General features: G+C 72.5%; 26 protein-coding genes and 2 pseudogenes. 18 read left to right on the forward strand and 10 right to left on the reverse strand.

Going from position 1 to position 25,850, the window contains the following annotated elements; genetic code table 11:
* Window positions 1-584 precede the first annotated feature (584 nt).
* The 10 genes from ACNQOV_RS02210 to ACNQOV_RS02255 all read left to right on the forward strand — a co-directional run bounded on the left by ACNQOV_RS02210 (window position 585) and on the right by ACNQOV_RS02255 (window position 11,807).
* Window positions 585-1,766 carry a sugar ABC transporter substrate-binding protein gene (locus ACNQOV_RS02210; RefSeq protein WP_022906824.1) on the forward strand — a complete coding sequence of 394 codons (1,182 nt, stop codon included), beginning with the start codon at window positions 585-587 and terminating at the stop codon, window positions 1,764-1,766.
* Window positions 1,763-3,397 (forward strand): sugar ABC transporter ATP-binding protein, encoded by a 1,635-nt coding sequence (locus ACNQOV_RS02215; protein WP_416393177.1) that lies wholly within the window; start codon window positions 1,763-1,765, stop codon window positions 3,395-3,397. Before ACNQOV_RS02210 ends, ACNQOV_RS02215 begins: the two co-directional genes overlap by 4 nt.
* Window positions 3,397-4,434, forward strand: coding sequence for an ABC transporter permease (locus ACNQOV_RS02220; RefSeq protein WP_022906821.1), 1,038 nt, complete (start codon window positions 3,397-3,399; stop codon window positions 4,432-4,434). Before ACNQOV_RS02215 ends, ACNQOV_RS02220 begins: the two co-directional genes overlap by 1 nt.
* A 31-nt stretch (window positions 4,435-4,465) precedes the next feature.
* On the forward strand, window positions 4,466-5,566 hold the full coding sequence (gene rutA / locus ACNQOV_RS02225; protein WP_416393178.1) for a pyrimidine utilization protein A: 1,101 nt from the start codon (window positions 4,466-4,468) through the stop codon (window positions 5,564-5,566).
* Complete coding sequence (locus tag ACNQOV_RS02230; protein ID WP_416393179.1) at window positions 5,563-6,471, forward strand: carbon-nitrogen hydrolase family protein; 909 nt, start codon at window positions 5,563-5,565, stop codon at window positions 6,469-6,471. The genes rutA and ACNQOV_RS02230 overlap by 4 nt, the downstream gene beginning before the upstream one ends.
* Complete coding sequence (locus tag ACNQOV_RS02235) at window positions 6,468-8,114, forward strand: amidase (protein ID WP_416393180.1); 1,647 nt, start codon at window positions 6,468-6,470, stop codon at window positions 8,112-8,114. The genes ACNQOV_RS02230 and ACNQOV_RS02235 overlap by 4 nt, the downstream gene beginning before the upstream one ends.
* Before the next feature lie 43 nt (window positions 8,115-8,157).
* Window positions 8,158-9,615: an MFS transporter gene (locus tag ACNQOV_RS02240; RefSeq protein WP_416393181.1), complete on the forward strand. Its 1,458-nt coding sequence runs from the start codon at window positions 8,158-8,160 to the stop codon at window positions 9,613-9,615.
* Window positions 9,616-9,736: 121 nt separating this feature from the next.
* On the forward strand, window positions 9,737-10,360 hold the full coding sequence (locus ACNQOV_RS02245) for an isochorismatase family protein (RefSeq protein WP_416393183.1): 624 nt from the start codon (window positions 9,737-9,739) through the stop codon (window positions 10,358-10,360).
* Window positions 10,357-10,977: a TetR/AcrR family transcriptional regulator gene (locus ACNQOV_RS02250; RefSeq protein WP_416393185.1), complete on the forward strand. Its 621-nt coding sequence runs from the start codon at window positions 10,357-10,359 to the stop codon at window positions 10,975-10,977. Before ACNQOV_RS02245 ends, ACNQOV_RS02250 begins: the two co-directional genes overlap by 4 nt.
* Window positions 10,974-11,807: a GntR family transcriptional regulator gene (locus ACNQOV_RS02255; RefSeq protein WP_022906814.1), complete on the forward strand. Its 834-nt coding sequence runs from the start codon at window positions 10,974-10,976 to the stop codon at window positions 11,805-11,807. The genes ACNQOV_RS02250 and ACNQOV_RS02255 overlap by 4 nt, the downstream gene beginning before the upstream one ends.
* A gap of 8 nt (window positions 11,808-11,815) precedes the next feature.
* Here the strand turns inward: ACNQOV_RS02255 and ACNQOV_RS02260 are convergent, their stop codons facing one another.
* The 4 genes from ACNQOV_RS02260 to ACNQOV_RS02275 all read right to left on the reverse strand — a co-directional run bounded on the left by ACNQOV_RS02260 (window position 11,816) and on the right by ACNQOV_RS02275 (window position 14,483).
* Window positions 11,816-12,043, reverse strand: coding sequence for a helix-turn-helix domain-containing protein (locus tag ACNQOV_RS02260; RefSeq protein WP_022906813.1), 228 nt, complete (start codon window positions 12,041-12,043; stop codon window positions 11,816-11,818).
* Window positions 12,043-12,654 carry a hypothetical protein gene (locus ACNQOV_RS02265; RefSeq protein WP_416393186.1) on the reverse strand — a complete coding sequence of 204 codons (612 nt, stop codon included), beginning with the start codon at window positions 12,652-12,654 and terminating at the stop codon, window positions 12,043-12,045. The genes ACNQOV_RS02260 and ACNQOV_RS02265 overlap by 1 nt, the downstream gene beginning before the upstream one ends.
* A 93-nt stretch (window positions 12,655-12,747) precedes the next feature.
* A complete protein-coding gene (locus tag ACNQOV_RS02270; protein ID WP_416393187.1) occupies window positions 12,748-13,839 on the reverse strand; it encodes a YeiH family protein in 1,092 nt (363 codons plus the stop codon).
* A 44-nt stretch (window positions 13,840-13,883) separates the two neighbouring features.
* Window positions 13,884-14,483 carry an LppP/LprE family lipoprotein gene (locus ACNQOV_RS02275; protein WP_416393189.1) on the reverse strand — a complete coding sequence of 200 codons (600 nt, stop codon included), beginning with the start codon at window positions 14,481-14,483 and terminating at the stop codon, window positions 13,884-13,886.
* Between the two features lie 135 nt (window positions 14,484-14,618).
* On the opposite strand from ACNQOV_RS02275, the gene ACNQOV_RS02280 reads away from it, so the two are divergent.
* Both ACNQOV_RS02280 and ACNQOV_RS02285 read left to right on the forward strand, forming a co-directional pair.
* Window positions 14,619-14,969, forward strand: a complete 351-nt coding sequence (locus ACNQOV_RS02280; protein ID WP_402267875.1) for a hypothetical protein — start codon at window positions 14,619-14,621, stop codon at window positions 14,967-14,969.
* A gap of 33 nt (window positions 14,970-15,002) precedes the next feature.
* On the forward strand, window positions 15,003-15,647 hold the full coding sequence (locus tag ACNQOV_RS02285; RefSeq protein WP_416393191.1) for a hypothetical protein: 645 nt from the start codon (window positions 15,003-15,005) through the stop codon (window positions 15,645-15,647).
* 165 nt (window positions 15,648-15,812) lie between these two features.
* On the opposite strand, the gene ACNQOV_RS02290 is transcribed toward ACNQOV_RS02285, so the two are convergent.
* Window positions 15,813-17,525, reverse strand: a complete 1,713-nt coding sequence (locus tag ACNQOV_RS02290) for an APC family permease (RefSeq protein WP_402267878.1) — start codon at window positions 17,523-17,525, stop codon at window positions 15,813-15,815.
* 147 nt (window positions 17,526-17,672) lie between these two features.
* On the opposite strand from ACNQOV_RS02290, the gene ACNQOV_RS02295 reads away from it, so the two are divergent.
* The 3 genes and pseudogenes from ACNQOV_RS02295 to ACNQOV_RS02305 all read left to right on the forward strand — a co-directional run.
* Window positions 17,673-19,010, forward strand: a complete 1,338-nt coding sequence (locus ACNQOV_RS02295; RefSeq protein WP_416393192.1) for a flavin monoamine oxidase family protein — start codon at window positions 17,673-17,675, stop codon at window positions 19,008-19,010.
* Between the two features lie 108 nt (window positions 19,011-19,118).
* Window positions 19,119-19,214, forward strand: a pseudogene (locus tag ACNQOV_RS02300) (DivIVA domain-containing protein); the annotation flags it as partial.
* Between the two features lie 66 nt (window positions 19,215-19,280).
* Window positions 19,281-19,370: pseudogene (locus ACNQOV_RS02305) on the forward strand (DivIVA domain-containing protein); the annotation flags it as partial.
* Window positions 19,371-19,514: 144 nt separating this feature from the next.
* On the opposite strand, the gene ACNQOV_RS02310 reads toward ACNQOV_RS02305, so the two are convergent.
* From ACNQOV_RS02310 to ACNQOV_RS02320, 3 genes are all read right to left on the reverse strand, one after another.
* Window positions 19,515-20,672: a Gfo/Idh/MocA family protein gene (locus ACNQOV_RS02310; protein ID WP_022906501.1), complete on the reverse strand. Its 1,158-nt coding sequence runs from the start codon at window positions 20,670-20,672 to the stop codon at window positions 19,515-19,517.
* On the reverse strand, window positions 20,669-21,484 hold the full coding sequence (locus ACNQOV_RS02315; protein ID WP_416393194.1) for a sugar phosphate isomerase/epimerase family protein: 816 nt from the start codon (window positions 21,482-21,484) through the stop codon (window positions 20,669-20,671). Before ACNQOV_RS02315 ends, ACNQOV_RS02310 begins: the two co-directional genes overlap by 4 nt.
* Window positions 21,485-21,653: 169 nt before the next feature.
* Window positions 21,654-23,021, reverse strand: a complete 1,368-nt coding sequence (locus tag ACNQOV_RS02320; RefSeq protein WP_022906503.1) for an MFS transporter — start codon at window positions 23,019-23,021, stop codon at window positions 21,654-21,656.
* A 159-nt stretch (window positions 23,022-23,180) separates the two neighbouring features.
* Between ACNQOV_RS02320 and ACNQOV_RS02325 the strand changes: the two genes are divergently transcribed.
* A complete protein-coding gene (locus ACNQOV_RS02325) occupies window positions 23,181-23,765 on the forward strand; it encodes a TetR/AcrR family transcriptional regulator (protein ID WP_402267895.1) in 585 nt (194 codons plus the stop codon).
* Between the two features lie 61 nt (window positions 23,766-23,826).
* Here ACNQOV_RS02325 and ACNQOV_RS02330 read toward each other — a convergent pair whose 3' ends face one another.
* Together ACNQOV_RS02330 and ACNQOV_RS02335 are read right to left on the reverse strand one after the other, a co-directional pair.
* On the reverse strand, window positions 23,827-24,231 hold the full coding sequence (locus ACNQOV_RS02330) for a hypothetical protein (RefSeq protein WP_416393196.1): 405 nt from the start codon (window positions 24,229-24,231) through the stop codon (window positions 23,827-23,829).
* 47 nt (window positions 24,232-24,278) lie between these two features.
* Window positions 24,279-24,446, reverse strand: a complete 168-nt coding sequence (locus tag ACNQOV_RS02335; protein WP_022906506.1) for a hypothetical protein — start codon at window positions 24,444-24,446, stop codon at window positions 24,279-24,281.
* Window positions 24,447-24,661: 215 nt separating this feature from the next.
* Between ACNQOV_RS02335 and ACNQOV_RS02340 the strand changes: the two genes are divergently transcribed.
* Both ACNQOV_RS02340 and ACNQOV_RS02345 read left to right on the forward strand, forming a co-directional pair.
* A complete protein-coding gene (locus tag ACNQOV_RS02340; RefSeq protein WP_416393304.1) occupies window positions 24,662-25,282 on the forward strand; it encodes an NUDIX hydrolase in 621 nt (206 codons plus the stop codon).
* A gap of 129 nt (window positions 25,283-25,411) precedes the next feature.
* Window positions 25,412-25,849 carry a hypothetical protein gene (locus ACNQOV_RS02345; RefSeq protein WP_402267901.1) on the forward strand — a complete coding sequence of 146 codons (438 nt, stop codon included), beginning with the start codon at window positions 25,412-25,414 and terminating at the stop codon, window positions 25,847-25,849.
* The last annotated feature ends 1 nt before the right edge of the window (window position 25,850 follow it).

The following is a 25,850-nucleotide window of genomic DNA, read 5'->3' on the forward strand; positions in this document are numbered from 1 at the left end:
TTTCGCCTCCGTGGCGCCGTCGTGTCGGGTGGGTTACGCCAGCGCGCCCCAGGCGACGCGACGGGGAATGTCCTGGTCAGCGGGCGGCGGTGCGGGCCGGTTCCGCGCATTCCGCCAGCGTCGGTCGCCTCCGGGAGCGCCGACTTGTGAGAGACGCGTTACCGGAAGTCGGCGCGGGTGCGTCCGGGGTGTTTCGCCCGGGCGTCGCCGCCGCGTGATCGCGCGGATCCGCGCCGATCCGGGTGCGGGCGGCGGGAACGGCCGGCCCGGAACGGCGCCCCGCGGCGGGTCGTCGAGCGTGCCGTGTCGGTGGCCTAACACCGGCGAAACAAACGCCTAACAGGACCGTTACCCCGCGGGCCCCCTCGGCCGTCCACAGCCCGTTACATTCGCATCAGCCCCACCGGAGCGGCCCCGTCACCCACGACGCATCGCCGCCGGCGGAGCGCTCTCCCACATCCCGTGCCGTGACCGGGCCCCTCGCCGTCACGCCCACCCCACCCCGCGCCGCGGGGTGTTCGGCGTCCCCGCAGCACCCGCACCCGTCACCCGTCCCCGCACCACGTCCTGGAGGTCCTCGACCGATGTCGTCCCCCGCACCCACCCGAACCAGGCTCGTCCGACCAGCGGTCCTGGCCGCCGCGCTCTCCGGCGTGCTGTTCCTGTCCGCCTGCTCCGCCACCTCGACCGCCTCGACCGGTTCGGCGGACGACTCCGCCGGGGTCGAGCACGCCTCCAGCCAGATCACGGCAGCCAGCGTCGACCCGGAGTTCACCTTCGAGGGCAAGCCCTTCGACATGTCGAAGATCGCCGGCAAGACGATCTTCAACATCCCGAACTCGTCCGCGGTGCCGTTCATCGTGTCCGTCGACGAGGCGGGGCAGCAGCTCGCCGAGCAGTACGGCGCGAAGTGGATCGAGTACACGAACCAGGGCACCCCGACCGAGCAGTCCGCCGGCATCGACCAGGCGATCAGCCGGAAGGCCGACATCATCGTCCTCGCGCAGGGCGTCAACGGCGAGCTCATCGTGCCGGCGCTCAAGCGGGCGAAGGCGGCGGGCATCCCGGTGCTGATCAGCCACACCTACCAGACCGGCGAGTCGCTCCCCGACCAGCTGCAGCCGCTCGTCGCCGCGCAGGTCACGGCCCCGTTCCACGAGGCCGCGAAGCTCAACGCCGACTGGGCGATCAAGGAGACGAAGGGCGCGGGCGACGTGCTCATCATCACCTCGTCCGAGGTCCCGCCGTCGGACGGCATCGTCAAGGCCATGCAGGAGGAGTTCGACCAGTACTGCTCCGGCTGCAAGGTGAAGGTGACGAACGTGCCGGTGGCCGACTGGGCGACGAAGATCTCGTCGACCGTGCAGTCCGCGATCCAGTCCGACCCGAACCTCGACTACGTCCTGCCCGTGTACGACTCGATGGCCCTCTTCGTCGAGGCCGGGGTGACGGCGGCCGGCAAGACCGGCCAGGTGTTCACGTCCTCGTACAACGGGACGCCCGCGGTCATGAAGATCCTGCAGCAGGGGAACGTCATGACGATGGACATCGGCGAGAACATGGAGTGGCTCGCCTACGCCACGCTCGACCAGGCCGGCCGCGTCCTCACCGACACCCCGATCGTCGAGGACGGTGACGAGAAGACGCCGCTCAAGGTCTTCACGAAGGACAACGTCGACGAGGCCGGGACGCCGCCGGCGCCGAGCAAGGGCTACGGCGACGCCTACAAGTCCGGCTACGAGGCGATCTGGGGTCCGGCGAAGTGAGCGCCGCCCGGGAGGCACGGCTCGGCCCCGCAGCGCACGCTGCGGTCGCCGACGCCGGTGCGGTCACCGCACCGGTCCTGCGGATCAGCGGGCTCACCAAGCGGTTCGGCGGCCTGACCGCGCTGGACGGCGTCGACCTCGAGGTCCGTCCCGGCCAGGTCCACGCGCTGCTCGGCGAGAACGGCTCCGGCAAGTCGACCCTCATCAAGATCCTCTCCGGCACGTACGCGCCGGACCCGGGGGCGACGATCGAGGTCCGCGGCGCCCGCCTGCCCCTGCCCGTGCCCCCCGGGTACTTCCGCCGCGTCGGCATCAGCTTCGTGCACCAGGACCTCGCGCTGGTGCCGTCGCTCGGCGTGACGGAGAACCTCCGGCTCGCCACGGTCGTCGCCGGCCGCGGGCCGTTCGTCCGCTGGGGCGCCGAGCACCGGGCGGCCGCCGAGCTCTTCGCCCGGTACGGGGTGGACATCGACCCGCGGGCCCGGATCGACGAGCTGACCGACACGCAGAAGGCCCTCGTCGCGATCCTGCGGGCCGTCGCCGAGCTGGGCGAGCACCGCGCCCTGATCGTCCTCGACGAGCCGACGGTGTTCCTGCCCAAGGAGGACGCGGACCTGCTCTTCCGCGTCGTCAAGGACCTGGTGTCCGACGGTCGCACGTCCGCGCTGCTGGTCTCGCACGACATGTCGGAGGTGCTCGAACACGCCGACCGTGTCACGGTGCTCCGTGCCGGTCGGGTCCAGGCACACCGTGACACCGCGACCACGACGGCCGACGAGCTCGTCTCGCTCATCGTCGGACGCGGTCTCGACACGGCGACCGCCCGCAGCCCGCGTCCGGCGACCACGGGCGACGCGGTGGTGTCGGTCCGGGACCTCCGTGCCGGTGTCGTCGACGGACTCTCGTTCGACGTCGCGGACGGCGAGGTCGTCGGCATCACCGGGCTCGCCGGCTCCGGCGTCGAGGACGTGCTGCCCGGCCTGTACGGCGCGCGGGCGGCGAGCGGTTCGCTCACGCTGCGGGGCACCACCGTCGAGGTCGGCGGGACCACCCCGGCTGCCTCCGTCGCCCGGGGCGTGGTCTACGTCCCCGCCGACCGGAAGCGCGAGGGCGGCGCCCTGACCCTGTCCGTCGAGCAGAACGTGACGCTGCCGGTCCTCGGGAAGCTCCGGAGCGTGCTCGGACTCTCGCCGGCACGGGAGCGGTCGCACGTCGAGGGACTCGTCCGCGACTGGGACGTCCGTCCCGCGGACCCGTCGGCGCTGTTCGGCACGCTCTCCGGCGGCAACCAGCAGAAGGCCGTCCTCGCGAAGTGGATGCAGGACGACCCGACCCTCGTGCTGCTCCAGGAGCCGACGCAGGGCATCGACGTCGGTGCCCGCGCGGCGATCTTCTCGATGCTCCGCCGGAGGGCCGACCAGGGCGTCCCGATCCTCTGTGCCTCGACGGACTACGACCAGCTCGCCCAGATGTGCGACCGCGTCGTGGTCCTCGCCCACGGCCGTGTCCACGACGTCCTCACCGGCGACCGGATCGACCGCGACGTCATCGCGGCGGCCGTCGTCGCGAGCCTCGTCGATCCCGCCCCCTCCTCCCCCGTCGACTCCTCCCCCGTCAAGGAGACCGCCTGATGTCCACCACCGCCGAACCCGTCCTCGAGACCTCGATCGTCCGTCCCTCCCGCCCGCGCTTCTCGTGGGGGCACACCGAGCGGTACGCGCTGCTCGGCGCCTGGCTCGTCATCGTCATCGCGTTCAGCGTGGCGCTGCCGGACACCTACCCGACGCTCGGCAACCTGCAGAACATCCTCGGGTCGCAGTCGGTGCTGCTCATCCTGGCGCTCGGGTTCCTCTTCCCGCTGACCGCCGGTGAGTTCGACCTGTCCGGCGCATCGACGATGTCGCTCTCCGCGATGGCGATCGCCGTCCTCAACGCGAAGATGGACGTGCCGCTCGTGCCCTCGATCCTCGTCGGCCTGGCGATCGGCGTCGTCGTCGGGCTCGTGAACGGGCTCCTGACGGTGGCGTTCCGGATCGACTCGTTCATCGTGACGCTCGGCACCTCGACGTTCATGATCGGCATCATCCAGTGGATGAGCGCGTCCTCGTCGGTCACCGGGATCGACGCCGCGCTCGTGAACGCCACGGTCGGCTGGCGCGGGCTCGCGGGGCTGCCGCTGGCGTTCGTGTACGGGCTCGTCGCGACGGTCGTCGTCCTCGTCGTCCTGAGCGCCACGCCCGTCGGCCGCCGTCTGCTCTTCGTCGGCACCGGCCGCACGGTCGCCGAGCTGTCCGGTCTGAACGTCCGTCGGCTCCGGGTGGGCGCGTTCGTCGGCGCCGGCTTCACCGCCGCGGTCGCCGGGGTCGTCTACGCCGGCACCCTCGGCGGGGCGGACCCGTCGAGCGGACAGTCGTTCCTGCTCCCCGCGTTCGCCGCCTGCTACCTCGGGGCGACCGCGATCATCCCCGGGCGCTTCAACGCCATCGGCACGTTCATCGCCGTGTACTTCCTGTTCTCCGGCGTCGTCGGGCTGCAGATGCTCGGCGCCGACAACTTCGTCCAGCAGCTGTTCTACGGCGGCGCGCTCATCGTCGCCGTCGCCGTCTCCCAGACCATCCGTCGACACGCCGTCGCGAGCGCCGCCAAGGCCGCCGCGAAGCAGTCCTGACCCTCCACCACACACAGAAAGCGAGTCCCCCATGGACATCGGAGTCTTCATCCCGATCGGCAGCAACGGCTGGCTCATCTCGACCACCTCGCCGCAGTACAAGCCGTCGTTCGACCTCAACCTCGAGATCGTGCAGAAGGCCGAGTCGTACGGCTTCGACTTCGCCCTGTCGATGATCAAGCTGCGCGGCTTCGGCGGTCCGAGCGGGTTCTGGGACGAGAACCTCGAGTCCTTCACCCTGATGGCCGGGCTCGCCGCACGGACGGAGCGCATCCGCCTGTTCGCCACCACCGCGGTGCTGACCATCCCGCCGGCGATCGCCGCCCGCATGGCCGCAACGATCGACTCGATCTCACACGGACGCTTCGGGCTGAACCTCGTCGCCGGCTGGCAGAAGGCGGAGTACGACCAGATGGGGCTCTGGCCGGGCGACGAGGTGCACTTCAAGCGCCGCTACGCGTACCAGACCGAGTACATGCAGGTCATGAAGGAGCTGTGGGAGGACGGCGTCAGCAACTTCCAGGGCGAGTACTTCCAGATGGACGACTGCCGGATGCTCCCGAAGCCGACGTCGCACATCCCGATCGTCTCGGCCGGCCAGTCGTCCCAGGGCATGGCCTTCGCCGCGGAGTACTCGGACTACAACTTCTCGATGGGCGTCGGCGTGAACACCCCGACCGCGTACGCCGAGCAGAACCAGGCGCTCCTCGAGGCCCGCGCGAAGACCGGCCGCGACGTCGGCTCGTACGTCCTCTTCATGGTCATCGCCGACGAGACCGACGAGGCCGCGCAGGAGAAGTGGCAGCGCTACAGCGACGGCGTGGACGTCGAGGCCATCGCCTGGATGACCGGGCAGGCGCTCACCGACACGAACGGCGAGGACGGCAACACCGCGAAGCGGATCTCGCTCCCGGAGGGCGCCGTGAACATGAACATGGGCACGCTCGTCGGCTCGTACGAGCGCGTCGCGGCGATGCTCGACGAGGCCGCCGCGATCGAGGGCACGAAGGGCATCATGCTCGTGTTCGACGACTTCCTGCAGGGCATGGACGACTTCGGCACGAAGATCCAGCCGCTCATGCGCACCCGCGAGGGCGTCGTCTCCTCCGCACCGAGCGCGGTCACCGCATGACGACCGACACCACGGCGCCGGTCCTCGAGGTCGCGGTCGTGCAGGCCGGGCAGATCCCCGCCGACCACGACCGGGCGCTCGACGAGCTCCTCGCCCTGTTCGAACAGGCAGCGGCGGGCGCCGACCTCGTCGTCTTCCCGGAACTCACCACGACGCCGTACTTCTGCGGCGTCCGGAACGACACCCGCAAGGCATGGGCGCAGCCGGTCCCCGGTCCGGCGACGGCCCGGTTCGCCGCGGCCGCGAAGCGACTCGGCACCGCGGTGGCCTTCGGCCTCTACGAGGACGCCGGCGACGCGCAGTACAACAGCGCCGTCCTGATCGACGCGGACGGCACCCTCGTGCACGGCACCGACGTGCACGGCGACCGCGTGCCGGCCTACCGGAAGACGTCGATCCCGACGAACGCGATCTCCGACGTCGACGAGAAGCACTACTTCGCGCCGGGGTCGGGGCCGGTCGTGTTCGACGCGCTCGGCACCCGGTTCGGCATGCTCATCTGCTACGACCGGAGCTTCCCCGAGTACTGGCTCGCCTCGCGTGCGGCCGGCGCCGAGGTGATGCTCGTGCTCGTCTCCTCGATGGGCTTCCGCGAGACGCTCTTCACGCAGGAGCTGCAGGTGCGCGCCCTCGAGACGCAGACCTGGGTCGTCGCCCCGAACCGGGGCGGCGAGGAGACCGTCGACGGCAAGACCGTGAGCTACTTCGGTCGATCGTCGGTCGTGTCGCCCCGCGGCGAGCTCGTGGTCTCCGCCCCGGCGCACGAGGCCGGCCCGATCGTCCGGGCGACGCTCGACGTCGCCGAGGTGGCGGCAGCGAGGTCGGACTTCCCGCTCGGCCGCGACCGGCAGCCCGGGGTGTTCCGCTACCTCGCAGATGCCCACGCGGCGGCGGTGCCGGCGTGACGGACGTCTTCGCGGTCGTGCGCGGGACGATCGCGCCCCAGCTGGAGCAGGCGCTGCGGGACAGCCGCGCCAACCCGCTCCCGGCCGCGCCGTCGTCGCTCCCCGCCGAGCCGGGCCACAGCCACGCGCTGTTCGCCCGGCTCCTCGGGGCGGCGGTCGACGCCGCGCCGGCACCCGCCGCGTCGACGCCAGCCGCACCGGTCCGCGCGACGACGGACACCGCGTCCGACCCCGCCGCCGCGAGCGTCACGGAGCTCCTCGCCGCCTACCGTGACGGCGCCACCACCCCCACCGCGGTCGTCGCCACCCTCGCTCCGCACTGGACGAGCGACGCCGTGTGGTCCGACGCGGTCCTCCGACCGGTCGACGGTGCCGAGCAGGCAGCGGCGGAGTCCACCCGGCGCTGGGCCGCGGGCGACGCCCGTCCGCTCGAGGGCATCCCGTTCGCGGTGAAGGACATCATCGACGTCGCCGACACGGTCGTCACGAGCGGGTCGCTGCAGACCGGCGACCGCGTGGCCCCCGCCGACGCGACCGTCGTGGCACGACTCCGTGCCGCCGGGGCGATCCCGGTGTTCATGGCCGCGACGACCGAGTTCGCCTGCGGCGGCCCGCACAACGCCCGGTACGGCGCGGTCCGGAACCCGTGGGACCCCGAGCGGTGGACGGGCGGGTCGTCGACCGGCTCCGGCTCGGCGCTCGCCGCGCGGATCGTGCCGCTCGCCCTCGGGTCGGACACCGGCGGCTCCATCCGGGTCCCCTCGGCGCTCTGCGGCACGACCGGCATCAAGCCGACGTACGGCCTCGTCCCCCGCACCGGCGTCGCGAGCCTGTCGTGGACCCTCGACCACGTCGGCCCGATGGCCCGCACGGCCGAGGACCTCGCGCTCGTGCTCGCCGTCATCGCCGGCGGCGACGGCGAGGACCCGACGACGCACACCGCGGTCCCGCTCGTCGAGGCCGCGCCGGACCGCGTCGTCGGACTCCGCATCGGCGTCCCGCGCGGCTGGTTCACCGAACGGGTGGACGGCGCCGTGCTCGACGCGCACACGGCCGCGATCGACGGGTTCCGCGGCCTCGGGGCGACGATCGTGCCGATCGAGTTCGACGACCTCGAGGCGATCGACGCCGAGTGCTGGACCGTCTTCTACGGCGAGCTCGCCGCCAACCAGGAGGCCAACGCCGACACCGCCGACCTGTTCGACGCCGGCACCCGGGCCCGCTTCGACGTGGCGTTCACGCCGACGGCCGCGGACTACCTCCGGGCCCTCCGTCGCCGCCCGCTCGTGCAGGCCGCGATGGTCCGGCGGATGGACGAGGCCGGCGTCGACGTCGTGCTGACACCGGGGATCGGCGCCACCGCGCCGCGCCTCGACGACCTCACGATGTCGGTCGACGGGGTGCCGTACAACCTGCACGACGTCGTCCCCCGGAACACCCGGCTGTTCGACTACGTCGGCTTCCCCGCGCTCATGATGCCCGCCGGGACCGCGCCGGACGGTCTGCCGGTCGGGGTCCAGCTCGTCGCGCGCCCGTGGGACGACCGGCTCGTGCTGTCCGCCGCCGCGGCGTTCCAGGCCGTCACCGACCACCACCACCGGGTGCCGCCCGCATCCGCCACGAGAGGGTCGACCGATCAGTAACCGCACCACGGACGAGGGCGGCGCCCGCCGACGCGCGTGGCAGGTGCTCTGCGCCTCGAGCCTCAGCGTCGTCCTCGTCTTCATCTCCTCGAGCGCCCTGCTCGTCGCCCTCCCCGACGTCAGTCGCGACCTCGACGCCACCGCCCTGCAGTCCAGCTGGGTCCTGCTGAGCTACATGCTCACCACCACGACGCTCATCCTGGTGTTCGGCCGGATCGCGGACCTCGTCGGTCGCCGTCGGCTGTACATCGCCGGCATCCTCGTCTTCCTCCTCGCCTCGCTCGCGTGCGGGGTCGCGCCGGACGCCGCCGTCCTGCTCGCCGCACGACTCGTGCAGGGGGTCGGTGCCGCCGCCATCGTGACGAACACCACCGCGCTCCTCACCGACGTGTTCCCGGAGTCGATCCTGTCGCTCGGCCTCGGGCTGAACGCCACCGTCGCCGCCGTCGGGCAGGTCATCGGCCCGGTCGTCGGCGGCCTCGTCGCGGAGTCGTTCGGCTGGCGCTGGATCTTCCTCGGCGGCATCCCGATCTCGCTCGCCGGCCTGGTGTGGTCCCTGCGGCTCATCCCCCGAGCGGCCCGCCCACGCTCCGGCGAGCGCCTCGACGTCCCCGGCTCGCTGCTGTCCGTCGCGGCGGTCGGCCTGCTCGTCGGTGCCGTGTCGGTCGGCGGCTCAGCCGGGTGGGCGGCGACGCCGGTCGTGGCGATGGCCTCGGGCGCGGTGCTGCTCGGCGCCGTGTTCGTGTGGACCCAGCGCCGTGTGGCGCACCCGCTCGTCGACCCGGCGATCTTCCGTGACCGGGCGACCATCACGCTGTTCTCGGCCGCCGGACTGTGCGCGCTGTCGAGCTACGCGCTCGTGCTGCTGGCGTCACTGTCGTTCCAGGCGGTCTCCGGCAAGGACGCCGTCGAGGCCGCCCTCTGGGTCCTGCCGACCCCGATCGGCACGACGGTGGCCGCGGCGAGCGCCGGGGTCCTCGCCAGGCGGGTCCCGGCCCGGACGCTGTCGACCATCGGCATGCTCCTCATCGCGATCGGTGCGGCGGTCCTCGCGGGCTCCCTCGCCGACGACGGCGACTACGCGGTCACGGCCGTCGGACTCGGTGCCGTGGGCGTCGGCACCGGCGTGTTCATGACCCCGAGCACGTCGGCGCTGATGACCCGGGTTCCGGAGCACCGCCGGGGTATCGCGAACGCCATCCGGTCGGCGCTCCAGAACGCCGGCTTCCTGTTCTCGACGGCGCTCGGCCTGGCGATCGCCACGAGCGGCCTGTCCGCGGCGCAGCAGGCCGCGGCCTACGACGGCAGCCTGCTCGGCCTGCCGGCGACCGACGTCCAGGCCTTCGTCGACGGGGTCCGCGCGGCGGCGCTCACCTTCGCCGGGTGCGCGGTCGTCGGTGCGCTCATCGTCGCGTTCGGTCCGTTCGGACCACCGGACCGGGAGGCGCCGCTCCGGCCCGGCACGTCGAGTCCCGTCCCCGGGCCGGGGACGACCGCATGACCGCCACGACGCGTGCGCGCCGCTCCGTCCGCACCGGCCGCCGGAGCGGCGGCCGACCCGACGGGGCCGCACCGCGCCTCCAGGACCACCACCGCCCCACGCACGACGGAAGCAGGACCGCATGAGCGACGACCACGACGACTACGCCTCGGCCGGGTACACCGGCGCCCTCGAACCCGGCCGGCGGGCGGCGCTCGTCGTCGTGGACCCGGTCCGGGCGTACGTCGACCCGACGTGCGGGCTGTACGCGGGGGTCGAGGAACCCGTCGAGCGGATGCGCGAGCTCACCCGGGCGGCGCGGGCGGCCGGCGTGCACGTCGCCGTCACGACGATGGCGCTGTCGGCCGACGGGTCGAACGCCGGGGTGTTCTTCCGGAAGGTGCCCGCGCTCGCCGCCTACCTGCCGGGGACCTCGACGGGCGCCTTCATCGCGGGGCTCGCCCCGGTCGACGGGGACACCCTGGTGCCGAAGCAGTACCCGAGTGCGTTCTTCGGGACCTCGTTGGCCGCGGACCTCGTGGCCCGCGGGGTGGACACGCTGTTCATCGCCGGGCTGTCGACGAGCGGGTGCATCCGGGCGACCGCGACCGACGCGATGCAGCACGGGTTCGTGCCGATCGTCGTGCGCGAGGCCGTCGGCGACCGGCTGCCGAGCGTGCACGAGGCGAACCTGTTCGACATCCAGGCGAAGATCGGCGAGGTCTGGGGCATCGACCGGGTGCTCGCGCACTGGAGCGCCGCGTGAGCACCGAGGCACCGGTCCGCGGACGGCCGCGGAGTGCGGCGGTCGACGAGGCCGTGTACGTGGCGTGCGTGGCGATCCTCGCCGAGGGCGACCCGCGGGCGTTCACGATCCGGGCGGTGGCCGACGCCGCCGGGGTGGGGGCGGCGACGATCTACCGGCGGTGGCCGAGCCGGGACGTGCTCCTCACCGAGACCGTCATCCGACTGATGGAGGAGACGATCCCGACGGAACTCGACGCGCCGATCGACGAGGGCGTGCTCGGGCTCACTCGCGGCTGGGTGCACGCGCTCGTCGCGACCCCGGTCGGACGGGCGCTTCCGCTCATCGTGGAGGCCGCCTCGCACGAGCCCCGGGTCGCCGAGGCGGTCGCCGCGTGGCACCTCGACCGACGCGTCCGGGTGAACGCGATGCTGCAGCGCGCCATGGACGCCGGCGACCTGCGGCCGGACGTCGACCTCGGGATCGCCGTCGACCTGCTGGGCGGCCCGACCTTCTACCGCCGGGTGTTCGTGTCCATCGACATCCAGGCACCCGACTACCCGGTGCGTCTCGCCCGGGAGTTCCTCCGGTGGGCCGGGTGGACCGGCGACACCACGACCGTGGGGGTGGTCTCGTGACCGACGTCGCGCCGGACGACCGGCTGGACGAACCGACGGGACGCCGTCCCGTGCCGCCGTGGACGGACATGGGCGTCGGCGACGTCGCGCCCGGGCACTGGATCGGCTTCAACCGACGCTCCGACGCGGCCCGGCAGGTGTCCGACCTCATCCGCGCCGACATCGTCGCCGGTCGGTTCGCCGGACCGCTGCCGTACGAGTGGGAGCTCCTCGACCTGTACGGCACGACGCGGAACGTCCTGCGCGCTGCCCTGACGCTGCTCAAGGAGCAGCGGCTGCTCACCCGGGCCCCGCGCTCCGGCACGTTCGGGGTGCGCCCGGTGGCCTCGGTGAGCCTCGCCCGCACCACCGAGGAGGTCACGATCTACGGCGAGACCGCCGGCGGCAGCATCTTCGACTCGCCCCGCCTGAGCATCGTGCACCTGTGCGTGCAGCTCGTCCCGGCGCCGGAGACCGTGCGGCGGAACCTCGAGATGGACGGCAGCGCTGCGTACTTCGTCGAGAGCCTCATCTCGTTCGACGGGGAACCGAGCCGGGTGCGGACGAGCTGGGTGCCGCGCGAGCGGTTCCCGGACCTCGTGTCGGAGCCCCTCACCGAGTACGTGCCGGACGTGCTCGTCCGTCGGGTCGGGCAGCGGCCGGTCGCCCGTCGGCTCCTGCTCAGCACGGTGAACGCGGACCAGTGGACCGCCGACCTGCTCGACATCGACCCCGGTCAGGCGATCTTCCACATCGAACGGCTGATGTGCCTGGCCGACGGCACCCCGGTGGAGTACGGGTTCTCGCGGTACCGGGGCGACCGGGCGGTGATCGACTCGCGGGTGGTGTGACCGGTCGGCTAGGACCGTCGCACGGAGAACACGTCGCCCGGCTGGCAGTCGAGCGCCTCGCACAGGGCGGTGAGCGTCGAGAACCGGATCGCCCGGGCCCGGTTGTTCTTCAGCACCGACAGGTTCACGACGGTCACGCCGACCCGGTCCGCGAGCTCGGTCAGGGACATCCCACGGGCGACGAGCAGGTCGTCGAGGTGGCAGACGACCCGGTGGCCGTCCTCCTCCGGCGGCATCAGACGAGTCCGGCCTGGTCGCGCACCATCCGCTGCGACGCGGTGAGGGCGAACCGGAAGCAGGTCACCAGGAGCACGCCGAGGTAGACGGGCACGTACTGCGGGTCGACGAGCGGCGTGGGGAGCCTGCCGTCCCACCCGAGCCCGGCGACCACCCAGTTCCAGCCCATCCGGCGAACGAAGTCCGGCAGGAAACCGGCCACGATGGTGAGCCCGGCGGCCCAGTCGAGCAGCCGCGTGGTCCGACGGTCGAAGAGCCCGCCCCGGCTGATCTGCCACGCGACCGCGGCGACGGCGGCGATGAGGGCCGCGACGGCGACCACCTCGACGGCGTCCCCCACGCGGATGAACCCGAGGGCCCCGGCCGGGACGTCGGTCGTCCGGACGCGCATCGTGAGCTCGGTCGCCTGGACCGTCGCGCCCCCCGGCGGCTGCGGGACCCGGGTCGTCGGCTCGATGCGCACCGGCACGGTCACGACACGGTCGCGGACCGAGTGGACGAGGTCCGCGACGTACCACCACACGACCCACGCGACGCCGACCGCGCACGCGACGACGTAGGCGAGGTAGGACCGCGAGCCCCGCGGCGGCTCGTAGACGGGTGCGCTCATGTCCTTCTCCCTTGTCGATCATCGATACCATCGAACATCGATAGCAACGATAAACGATGGGTCAGATCGGGGCAAGGCCCGGCAGGGGACCCGTCAGAGGAGGCCGAACACCGCCTGCGCGCCGAGGCTCGTACCCGCGACGAGCACCCACAGCGCGATGCCGAGCAGCATCGGTCGGAACCCCGCCCGTCGGAGTGCGCCGAAGTCCGTCGAGACGCCGATCGCGGCGAGGGCCACCGTGATGAGGAACGTCGCGGCGGTCGAGAACCCCGGGGCCGCAGCGGCCGGCAGCACCCCGACGGTGCGCAGGAGCACGACCACGAGGAAGCCGACGAGGAACCACGGGACCAGGCGGAACACGCCGGCTCCGCGGACGCCCCCGGCGCGACCCTGGCCGTCGGCGGACGCCTGCTGCGCACGGGAGGTGCGCCGCGCCTCCAGGCCGGCCAGCCCCAGGACGATCGGGATGATCATGAGCGTCCGGACCAGCTTCACGACCACGGCTGTGTCGGTCGCCTGGCGACCGTAGACCGTCGCCGTGGCGACGACCGACGAGGTGTCGTTCACCGCGGTCCCCGCGAAGACGCCGAAGGCGTGCTGCGACAGCCCGAGCGCGTGCCCGACGAGCGGGAAGACGAACACGGCCGCGATGTTGCAGAGGAAGATCGTCGACATCGCGTAGGCGACGTCGGCACTGACCGCGCCGATCACGGGGGTCACGGCCGCGATCGCCGAGGCGCCGCAGATCCCGGTGCCCACACCGATCAGCGTGCGGAGCGCACCGGACACGCGGAGCAGCCGACCGATCCCCCACGCGGCGGCGAGGCACACGACGAGGGTCGTCAGCATCACCGGCAGGGTCTCGCCGCCGATCCGGAGCACCTCGGCGATCGAGAGCTGTGCGCCGAGCAGGACGACCGCGAGCTGCAGGACCCGGCTCGACGCGAACTTCACGCCGGGCTGGAGGACGCCGAGGTCACCACCGGCAGCCGCGCCGGTGCCGGACGCGGGGCCGCCGACCTCCTGCTGCCGGCGCCGACGCACGAGCCAGCCGACGAGTGCGCCGAGCACCACCGCGGGGACGGGACCACCGACGACCGGGACCTCGCGGCCGACGACGGTGGCGGCGAGCCCGATGAGCACGGCGAGGGCGACACCGGGCCAGACGGTGCGGAGGAACGGCATGGCGTCCAGCATGGCAGCACCCGGCGGCGGCGCGCGCTTCGCGGTCAGCCCTCCGGCGGCGTCTGCCCGGTCATCACCACGCGCCCCGCGGCCTCGTCCCACCGGAAGGTCGCGTTCGTCCGGCCGCTCTCCTCGGCCGTCGTCTCGTCGGGCTTCGCGTAGCGGTAGGTCACCGCGATGGTCGACGCGTCGGTCCGGCTGATGTCGGGGACGAACCCGTACTGCTCCTTCGTGGCGGTACCGAGGTACCGGCCGTCGTGGAAGAGCAGGATCGCGACGGGCGAGCTGCCGGTGGCGCGCTCGACGCTCACCGTCACCCAGGACAGCGGTGCGCAGGCGTCGTACCCGGCGGTGTCGGCGTTCGCCGCGTCCCACCTCGCGTCCTCGAGCCCGGCGGGCAGCGGCAGGTCGGCGATCGGGCCGGCAGCGGCCTCGGCACCGCTCGACGGACCGCAGGTCGGCGTCGGGGTGGGGGGCGACGACGGCGTCGACGACGGGCTCTCCGCCACGGCCGTCGGCGTCGCGGTCACGGTGCGGGTCGTGGTGGCGGTCGGGTCCGCATCCTCCCCGCCGCTGCACCCGGCCAGGACGACGGCCAGGACGGCGGCGAACAGGATCCCCCCGGTGGTTTGCAGCGTGCGCATCCGGTCAGGTTCCTCCTCGCCGCGCGCAGCATTCTCGGCGTATTCTTTGGTTCGGGAGCAACGACGATTCCGGCCATGCCTCGTCGTGTCGTACTCCCCGACCCCGACGGGCCCACGACCCGACCAAGAGCCCGCGTGTCTGAACACCTCATCGAGTACGTCGCCCGTGACCGAACGGGCATCACCGCCGTCGTGACGACCACCAGCGTCATCGACGTCGACACCGTGATCCAGCACATCCACGCCGGCCACGCCGGGTACTACGTCGCCGCCGACTCGTGGAAGCGCACGCCGGTGCGGAGCCTGTCGTTCCTCGGTGGCGCGTACCTGTTCGCGAACTGGGACGGCTCGAAGCGGAACATGCTGCACGACCTCGCGCTCCGCGCCCCGACCCGCTCGATCGAGACGAAGCCCGTCCGCCCGCGTCCGCGGTTCGCCCGCGTGCTCGACGCGGTCCTCGGCCGCCGGCGGTCCCACCGCCTCTGACCGCTCCGGGCCGCGTCCGAGCAGGATGGGTCCGTGCGGGACGTGACGGACGGGTGGGTGCAACGGCTCCGTGACGGCGTCGCGCCCCGACAGTGGCCGGTGCACCTCGCCGCCGCGATCCTCGTGGTCGGCGCGTCGGCACTCATCGCGGCGGAGTTCGCGTCGCCGGCCTTCGTCGCCCAGCTGGCGCGCAGCAGTCGCGTCGGCAGTGTGGTGCTGATCGAGCTGTTCCTGGTCGTCGTCGGCATCGTGATGTCGGTCGGCACCTGGTGGAGCGGCCGTCGTGACCGCCGGACGCTCGCACGGATCCGCGCGGCCGGACACACCCCCGAGTTCTTCCTGCCGGTGCTGACGAAGGGGCTCCGGACCACCGAGGACCTCCCGCGGCCCCGCCCCGAGGTGTGGACGCTCGATCGTGCCGGCATGCACGGCTGGACGCCGGAGCTGGACGCTCCGGTGATCGATCTGTCCTGGACGAGGATCCGGGCCGTCGACCTCGCCACCAAGGGCTCGCGCGGCTCGCGCGTCGACTACGCGCTCTGGTTCGACCTCGTCGGTGGAGGCGAGCTCGTCCTGCCGCCGCGGACGGCCCTCGGCCGTCCGTTCGAGGCCGGACCCGGCGCCCTCGAGACGCTCCTGCCGGTGCTGCGGTCGTTGCGGCGCGAACCGGCGGCGTGATGGATGATCGGCGGAGCCCGTCATCGGCGCACCGCGCCGACCGGTTGACTGCCGGACCGGGAGGGACGGTGCGGGCCCGCCCCGCGCCTCCCGTCCGGCGTCGCGTCGGCCGGGACCTGACCCGCCGCACCCACGTCGGCTGCGGGCCGAGGTCGGTCGGCGCGCTCAGTCGTCGTCGCGCCGCGACCTCGTGCGGCGGAACCGCTTGCCGGTCTCCTCGTCGACCGCGATGCTGCCGGTCGGCAGGTTCGAGAAGTCGGGTGCGATGACGGTCGGTTCCGGGACGGCACCCGGGACGTCGAGGACGAGGATGTTGCTCGTGCTCGTGAGGGTCCGCCCCCGGAAGAAGTCCGGCGACCGGACCCACCAGACGACCATCAGCACGACCCCGATGAGGATCGCACCGACACCGACGACGGCGACGGCACCGATGCCGAGGATCGTGACGTCCTTCCCGTCGTCGCCCTGCAGCCAATCGGGTTGGGCGAACTGCACGAGGCCGTAGACGAACGTGACCGCGAGGGTCAGCCCGCCGAGCAGCGGGACGAGGCCCCGCATGACGAAGTTCCGGACCGTGCTGAACAGCGTGCGCCGGTAGACCCAGACGCACGCGAAGCCGGTGAGCCCGTAGTAGAACGCGATCATCAGACCGACGGAGCCGATCAGGGCGGTGAGGAGGTTCGTCGAGATGACGGTGAAGAGCACGTAGAAGCCGATCGACGCGACGCCCATCCCGATGGTCGACCAGGTCGGGGTGAGAAAGCGGCGGTGGATCCGGGCGAAGTGGGACGGCAGTGCCTTGTAGACCGCCATCGAGAGCGAGGTGCGGGCGGTCGGCATGATCGTGGTCTGCGTCGAGGCGGACGCCGACGTGAGGATCGAGAACGACAGCAGCGCCATCGCCGCGTGCCCGAGGAACGAGTTGCCGAAGAGCGCCGGGCCGATCGCCGAGAACACGTCGTCGGCGTTGCCCTGGGCCCCGAGGCCGATGCCCTTCGTGCCGACGCCGGCGAACGCGATCGCCGCGATCGAGACGAGGGCGTAGATGACGAGGAGCAGGACCGTGCTGATGACGGCCGCGCGACCGGGGGTCTTCTCGGGGTCCTTCGTCTCCTCGTTGAGCGAGACGGCGGTGTCCCACCCCCAGTAGATGAAGATCGCCGTGAGCATGGCGGGCGCGATGACCGACCCGAAGTCCATGCCGCTCGGCCACAGCCACGACAGCGACGGCGTGATCGAGCCCTCGACGCCGTTGCCGGTGGCGACCCGGACGAGCGCGACGGCCGCGAACATCACCAGGACGAGCACCTCGACGCCGAGCAGCACGTACTGCAGGCGGGCCGACACCTCGACGCCGACGTAGCAGATGAACGTCATGATCGCGATCCAGGCCACCCCGGCCACGGTCGACCACAGCGTGCTGTTCCCGAGGGCGCTGATCGCCGGGTCGTTCGTCAGGACGCCGACGAACGAGTACCCGTACGAGCCGGCGATCTGGGCGAGGTTCGCCATCACGATGACGTCCGCGGCGATGATCCCCCACCCGCCGAGCCAGCCGGTCACGGCACCGAACGCGCGGGTCGCCCACGTGAAGGTCGTGCCGCAGTCGGGGTCCTCGCGGTTGAGCTCCTGGTAGGCCACCGCGATCATCCACATCGGGATGAACGCGAGCAGCATGATCGCCGGCGCCTTCACCCCGGCCAGCAGGGCACCGCCGCTCGCCACGACCAGTCCGAGACTCGCCGCCAGGCTGTAGGCGGGCGCGGTGGACGAGATGCCCATCACGACGCTGCCCACCAGCCCGATGGCTCCCGGACGCAGCCCCTTCTCGGTACCGACCGTCTCGGTCGACACCGTCACGACCCGTTCGTCTCGCATGACCACCACGCTCTCTCGATGGCGGGCGACGGAAACCGTCGCCGTTGCTCCACGACTCTGTGGATACGAGCACTGAAACTAGACCCTGGCGACGATTTCCGCACCTGGCTGTGTCAATCTTGATCCAGTCCCGAGAGGAGCACCAGCATGGAGGAGACCGAGGTCGTCGTGATCGGTGCCGGCGTCGCCGGACTCACCGCCGCTCGGCTGCTCGCCGGGGCCGGGCGTCGGGTCGTCGTGCTCGAGGCCCGCGACCGGATCGGCGGACGCGTCCACACCGACCGGACCGACGGGCTCGTGACCGACCTCGGTGCGTCGTGGATCCACGGCGTCGAGGACAACGCGGTCGCCGACGCCGTCGCCGCGTTCGGGATCCGCACCGTCGAGTTCACGGTCGGCGGGTACCAGGTCGACAGCCGGCCGATCGCGTACCACGGGCCGGACGGCCGTCGGCTCGACGCCGGCGCAGCCGCCCGGTTCGCCGCCGACGTGCACACCGTCGACCGCGACCTGGTCGACGAGATCGAGCGGTCCGCTGCGGACGACTCGTACCGCGACGTGGTCGCCCGGGCCGTCGCGGCACAGGGGTGGGACGGCGAGCGGGCCGAGCGGGTGCTCGAGCACCTCGAGCACCGGAGCGAGGAGCAGTACGGGGTCGCGAGCGACGAACTCGCCGCGCACGGGCTCGACGACGACACGATCGCGGGCGACGAGGTCGTGTTCCCGGACGGGTACGACGCCCTGCCCGCGCACCTCGCGGCGGGGCTCGACGTCCGGCTCGGACACGTCGTCGCGCGGGTCGACCACGGCGACGACGGCGTCGTCGTGACGAGCAGCCGGGGCACCGTCCACGCCGACGTCGTCGTGGTGACGGTCCCGGTCGGGGTGCTCCAGGCCGGTGACCTGGTGCTCGAGCCGCCGCTGCCCGGACGCCACCGCGAAGCACTCGGACGCCTGCGGATGAACGCCTTCGAGAAGGTGGTCCTGCGGTTCCCGGAGCGGTTCTGGGACGAGGACGTCTACGCGATCCGGCAGCTCGGGCCGGCCGGGCACCGGTGGCACTCCTGGTACGACCTGACGCGGCTCGACGGCGTCCCGACGCTGCTCACCTTCGCCGCCGGGCCCGCCGCGAGGGCGATCCGCGGCTGGAGCACGGAGCAGGTCGCGGACTCGGTGCTCGAGCAGCTCCGCCGGTTGTACGGCGATGCCGTGGGAACACCGACCTCGGTGCTCGTCACGGCGTGGCAGGACGACCCGTTCGCCCGGGGCTCGTACGCGCACATGCTGCCGGGGTCGACGACGGACGACCACGACGACCTCGCGACACCGATCGCGGGGCGCGTGCACCTGGCGGGCGAGGCGACGTGGACGCTCGACCCCGCGACGGTGGCCGGCGCCCTGTACTCGGGGCACCGCGCGGCCGTCGCGGTGCTCGGGCAGGACGTCCCGATCGACCGGCTCTGGGCGGACACCCCCGCCGGGTGACGTGTGCGAGGATCGTCGCGCACGCCGGGACGAGGGGTTCGTCTCGGCACGACAGTCCGGCGATGGGCCGGCGGTGGGCCGGCGATGGGCCGGTACGAGGGGGAGAGCATGCTCGCGAGCGATGTGACGAACGTGCGGTTCGCACCGACGAAGTGGCGCGAAGGGTACGACCAGGGCGAGGTCGACGACTTCCTCGACCGGGTCCGGGCGACCCTCGCCGGGTACGAGTCCGGACGTCCGGTCGACCCCCTCACGCCCGAGGACGTCACCCTGGCGCGCTTCCGGCCGACCAAGTTCCGCGAAGGCTACCGCCAGGACGAGGTCGACGACTTCCTCGACCGCGTGGTGGTCGCCCTGCGGGAGCACGCCGGCCGCGGCTGACCGACCCCGGCCGTCGCCGGCCGAACGCCCGCGGCTGACCGAGTCTCGGCTGGGCGGACACCCTCGCGGTCCTCGGACCGCGAAACTGTCCGCCCAGCCGAGACTCGCGGGTGGTCCGGACCGTCAGACGGCGGCCGGCTCCGTGGCGAGCGTGCGGGCGAACGGGTCGAAGTCCTCCGCCAGCGATGCGATCGGTGCCACGGTGGACGCGACCTCGACGAACGCACGGCGCTCGACGGACTCCTCCACCGCGACCATCGCGTCGAGCACGTGGTACCCGACCTCGCCCGTCGCGATGTGTGCGCCGCCGCCGCGGATCGCCCGCGCCATGTCGAGCACGCCGAGTCCCCGGCCGGCCGTGGGCTCGGCGTCGAGGACGGTCTCCCACTCCTGCTCGAACGGGAACGACACGTCCTTCGACAGCGGCCGAGCGATGCGGATCGGGTGGCCGCCGCCGAAGGTGTTCGGGTCGGGCAGGACGATCGTGCCCTCGGTGCCGTTGACCTCGAAGACGCCGTGCCGGAACAGCGGGGTGTCGAACGAGAGCAGGGACTGCGCGTTGCCGCCGTGCTCGAACGACGTCAGCACGGAGAGGTGCGTGGGGACCTCGACCGGGAACTCCTGGCCGGCGTTCGGCCCGACGACCAGCTGCCGGGTGTCCCGCGAGCGGGAGCCGGTCGCGACGACCGAGGCGATCGGCCCGAGCAGGTGCACGAGCGCGGTGAAGTAGTACGGCCCCATGTCGAACAGCGGGCCGGCGCCCTTCGCGTACAGGAACGACGCGTTCGGGTGGAAGACGTCGGGGCCCTGCCACTGGAAGCTGGTGACCGCGGTCAGCGGTGTGCCGATCGCGCCGGCCTCGATCGCCCGCTTGGCGGTCTGCCACCCGGTGCCGAGCACGGTGTCGGGTGCGATGCCGAGCCGCAACCCGAGCGACTCGGCGAGTGCGACCAACCCGGCTGCGGACTCGCGGTCGACCCCGATCGGCTTCTCGCTCCACACGTGCTTGCCGGCGCGGAGCGCGGCGGTGGAGACCTCGACGTGCGTCGCCGGCAGCGTGAGGTTGATCACGATCTCGACGTCCGGGTCCGCGAGGACCTCGTCGCCGGTACCGGACGCTGCGACGCCCCACTTCGCGGCCGACGCCGCCGCGCGCTCGGTGTCGATGTCGCCGATCCGGACCACCTCGACGTCGGGGAACCGCGTGAGGTTCGACAGGTACTGCTCGCTGATCATGCCGGCGCCGATGAACCCGATGCCGACCGTGCCCGTGCGGGTCATGCGGAGACCGCCTCCGTGCTCAGGGTGGCGCGGAGCCACCGGTAGGACTGCTCGACGCCGTCGAAGACGTCGCCGTCGTAGCCGTCGAACTCGATGACGGCGTACTCGAGGGCGGGCGCCGCGGCCAGCGCCTCGGCGAGCCGGACGTCGCCCTGGCCGGCCGGGGTCTGGTCGGTGGGGATCGTCGCGGTGGAGATGCCCTCGCGCATCGGGCCGTCCTTGACGTGCACGGCGACGATGCGGTCGCCGAGCTCCTGGATGAACGCGACGACGTCGATGCCGGCGGCAGATGCCCAGTAGAGGTCGAGTTCGAGCACCACGCCCGGGTCGAGGAGCGAGGCGAGCACCTGCAGCGCGGGCTGGCCGTCGATCTGCGGCCGGAGCTCGTGGTCGTGGTTGTGGTAGCCGACGCGCAGACCGTGCTCGGCGGCTTCGACGGCGGCGGCGTTGAGCCTGGCAGCGATGCGTTCGACGCCCTCGCGGGTGGTCCAGTGGTCGGGCCCGACGAACGGGTCGATGACGATCTCGAGGCCGAGCTCCTTCGCGGCGGCGAACGTGTCGGCGTGCGACGGGGCGGTCATGACGCTGCCGTCCGGCAGCGGGATGGTCTCCTCGACGAGGAAGGCGTGCCCGGTCGTCGCGGTGATGCCGTGGGCGTCGAACGCCTGCTTGAGCTCGGCGGATCGACCGACGAACGCGAACGCCTCGACGGTGTCGAAGCCGATCTCGGCGAGGCGGCGGACGCCGCCGTCGAGGTCGGGCTCCAGCGCGGCGTTCACCGTGTAGAGCTGCAGGGAGATGGCGGGAGCCATGGTGGGTCCTTTCTGCCCGCGTCGTCGCGGGGTGGCGGTGACGGCCGGGGCCCACGCCGCCGGTTCCTGTACGACGCGCCAGCGGCGTGCAGGCCGTGCCGGTGGGGAGAGGCGCGGCTCGCGTTGCGGACGCGGGTCGCGCCTCCAGGCTGCTGACGCACGGAGTGCGCTACTTGACCGACTTGATGGGGAGGATGACGAGGGCCCCGAGCAGGACCGCGACGCCGGCACCCCAGAGCATGAGCGTGTAGTTCTGCCCACCGCCGATGCCGAGGAGGAACAGGCCGACCGCGGGGGCGAGCGACTGGGGCAGGGCGTTCGCGATGTTGATGACGCCGAGGTCCTTGCCGGGACGCTCCGGGTCGGGCAGCACGTCGACGATGAGGGCGGTGTCGATCGCGGCGTAGATGCCGAAGGCGAAGCCCATCACGATCTCGGCGAAGTAGAACCCGCCGACCGTGTCCACGTGCGCCAGGATGACCAGGCCGACCGCGGTGAGGGCGGTGGAGCTCCAGACGAACACCTTGCGGCGGCCGACACGGTCGGACACCCAGCCGGAGAGCGCGGCGCTGGCGAGGAGGGCGACGGTGTAGAGGAGCACACCGAACGCGACGACCCCGACGGCCTCCTTCTGCGGGAGCCCGATCCGGTCCTCCATGTAGAGGAGGCGGTACGTCGTGAACATGAAGGTGCCGAAGGTGATGAGGAAGCGGCCCCACCAGGCGAGCCCGAAGTCGCGGTGCTTGATCGGGTTCGTCCAGAACGAGCTGATCAGGTTGATCCAGCTGAACGGCTTGATCGGCGTGGTGGGCAGGTCGTCACGGGCGATGACGGCGTAGACCACGATCGCGATGATCGCCAGGATGCCCGGAGCGATGAAGAGGACGGGCAGGTTGCCGACGAGGTAGACGGCCAGGTACAGCCCGGCGAGGATCGCGATGTTCTGGGCGAGGGCGATGACGCTCGACGCCTTGCCGCGCTGGAACTCCGGCACGTTGTCGGCGAAGCTCGCGGTCAGCGTGGCGAGCACGGCGTTGGCGGTGACCTGCGCGAGGACCCACGCCAGGGTGAGCTGCAGCTGGTTCGGTGAGAAGGCCAGCCAGGCGAGTGCGCCGACGAAGACGACGACGCCGCCGATCATCCACGGGCGACGGCGACCCCAGCGGGTGCGGGTGCGGTCCGAGATGGCTCCGAAGAGCGGGTTCGCCAGCAGGGCACCGAAGGCGCCGAACGGCAGGACCGATCCCACGACCGACTCCGGGTTGCTCGGGTTGAGCTCGCTCGCCTTGATCGACATGCTCACGAACACCGGCGTGAGCAGGGCGACGAACAGGCCGAACTGGGCGAAGCTCAGGCCCCAGAGGTAGCCGCGGCCGACGCGCACGGAGCTGACGGCCTGGGTGATGCCCTCGACCGAGAAGGCGCGGGAGGCTGCTGCCTCGTCCGTCGCGGTGGCGCCGGCGGCTGCGGTGACCGCGGGGGACGCGGTCCCGGCGATGCCGCGAGTGGGTTCTTCCTTCGACGTCGGTGTCGACATGACTCCTCCTCGAGTCACAGGGGCTTCGGGGCCCGTCTGAATCCCTAGTCCTACTAGGTGATCGGGACAGTAGCACCCAAAACCTCCGACCGGAAGTTTTTGTTGCGGTACTTTCCGCTCGTTCTTCGGCAACGCAGGGCTGCCGGTAGGTTTGGCCGCGTGACCTCCACCGACGGAAGCAGCAGCCGCGGCCCGTACGCCAAGGGCGTGCAGCGTCGGCAGGAGATCCTCGACCAGACGCTCGAGGTCGTGGCCTCCCGCGGTATCGACGGCACCTCGCTCCGGGCGATCGGCGAGGCGATCGGCGTCTCGCACGCCGCGCTCCGGCACTACTTCTCGTCGCGGGAAGCCCTGCTCGTCGAGGTGCTCCGGGAACGCGACGAGGCGTCGAACCGGGCGCTCGGCGACACCGCGGGCGTGTTCACCAGGCTCGAGTTCGTCGCGCACCGCAACGTCGTCGAACCCGCACTGGTGACGCTCTACACGACCCTCCTCGGGACCTCGGTCGAACCCGGGAACGAGACGGCACGGTCGTACTTCGCGGGGCGGTTCGCGACGGCCAGGGCCGAGCTCGCCGGCCAGCTCCGCGACGAGCTCACGGCGTCCGGCCGGCACAGCGACGTGGACCTCGACCAGGTGGCGTCACTCATCATCGCGGCGTTCGACGGCCTGCAGGTGCAGTGGTTGCTCGACCGGGACGTCGACATCGCCGGGACGCTCCGGCTGCTGGAGCGGGTGCTCTAGTCTCCGAGCGTCTCCGAGCGTCTCCGAGCTCACCGTCCGGTGCGGCCCGCACCTCGGGCCGTCAGTCGAGTCGAACCTCGGCGACACCGCTCCCCCGGCACTGCAGGGGTGCCCCGAAGCCGTAGTCCGTCCAGGCCCGGTCGACCCCGCGCTCGTCGAGCTGCGCACCGTGGGCGTCGAAGAGCGCCACACGGCCGCGTTCGTCCTGCGTCTGCTCGACCGGGACCGTCCAGGTCGTGCCGTCGACCTCCGACGTCGCCGACTCCCGCTCCGGCGTGCAGTCGGCACCGACGCACACGGCGACGGACTCGACGGCGGTCGCGAGGTGGTCGGGCACGACCACGTCCACCGTGTTGCCCTGCCCGTAGTCGGCGCAGGCCGACCCGGGCGAGGAGCACCCGGCGAGCGCCAGCACCAGCCCGATCCCGATCGTGGCGGTGACCAGCGTGCCCCGGCGATTCCCCATGCTCGATCGTCCCAGGTCACCCGCCGGTCGGCCACCCCGCGCCGCGCTCACTCCGTGCCGTCGTCCTCCTCGGGGTTGAAGTGCGAGTCGTCGCCCGCGTGTCCGGCGGCGAGGCCGTCGGGCTCGTTGGGGATCGTGCCGTCCTCGCCGAGGCCGTCCGGCTTCGGCGTGCCCTCCGGGTCGTTCTTCGGTGCGGTGCCGTCGGTGTCGCTCATGGTGTGCTCCCGTGCAGTGTCGGTGCGGGACCGCCGTGGTCCCGGTGGTGTCGGAACGTACCGACCCCGCCTCGGAGAAGCCCGCCGGACGCGGCCTCGACCACGCCTTCCGGATGTCCGCGCGGGCGGCCAGCGCCTAGGCTGACGGCGTGAACCCGGCGCGCCAGCAACTGTCCGCGCTCGTGGCTCCCGGTGCCGCCCCGCTCGTGACGGGCATGCCCGAGGCGAGCGCCTCACGCAACGCCGCCGTCCTCATCCTGTTCGGCGAGCTCGACGACGTCCCGAGCGACCGTCCGGCCGCCGACGCCGCGGTGTCCAGGGGACTCGACGTCCTGCTCCTCGCCCGTGCCGCCACACTCCGGGCACACCCCGGCGAGGTTGCGTTCCCCGGCGGCCGGGTCGACCCGGGGGACACCGACGCGGTCGACGCGGCGCTCCGCGAAGCGCGCGAGGAGACGGGTCTCGACCCCGCGGGCGTGGACGTCCTCGGCACGGTCGCCCCGGTGCCGCTCGCGTTCTCGAGGCACCTCGTGACGCCGGTGCTCGGGTGGTGGCGGGAGTCCTCCCCCGTCCGGGTCGTGGACCGGGCCGAGTCCGCCGCGGTGTTCCGCGCGCCGGTCGCCGACCTGCTCGACCCGGCCCACCGGGGTGTGACGGTGATCCGCCGCGGCGGCCAGGAGTGGCGCGGCCCCGCCTTCACCATCGACGCCGACGGGACCGAGCACGTCGTCTGGGGCTTCACCGCGATGCTCCTCGACGCGCTCTTCGACCGCCTCGGCTGGGCCGAACCGTGGGACGACCGTCGCGAGGTCGTCCTGCCGCGCACGCGCGCCTGACCGCGTCGCTGCACGGGCGGTCGCGGGTGCGGCCGGGCCCGCTCCCGGACGGGAGGCGCGGTGCGGGCCCGACCCGCGCCTCCCGTCCGCCGTCGGCGCACGTCGACACCCTGCCCCTACGCTGGGGACGTGGGGGCACGCGAGGACTGGTGGGACGATCCCGGTGACGACCTGGAGCTGCACCCCGAGCGACCCGTCGAGCGACCCGCACGGCCGGCGCCGGGCGTGGGCGACCTCGTCGCCACCGTCCTGCTCCTCGGCGCGGCCGTCCTCGTGAGCCCGGCGGCGTGGTTCGCGGTCCTCGTCGGCCAGCTGGCGTTCGCCGCCTGCGCGCAACCCACACCGGGGTGCGCCGCCGGCGACGGGGACGTCGGCACGACCATCGAGGCCTGGCACCTCGTCCTCACGGCGGTCGTCCTCGTCGTGGGGATCGCCGGGTCGGTCGCACGCCGCGGCCGACGGCGGACGGGGTGGCCCGTCGCGCTGACGACGCTCGTCGGCGTGCTGCTCGTCTTCGCCGGGGCGGTCGTCGCGCTGCAGGTCGCCAGCGGCGGCAACCTGTTCTGAC

This window comes from Curtobacterium sp. LFS084, assembly GCF_047977705.1.
Classification (GTDB): Bacteria; Actinomycetota; Actinomycetes; order Actinomycetales; family Microbacteriaceae; genus Curtobacterium.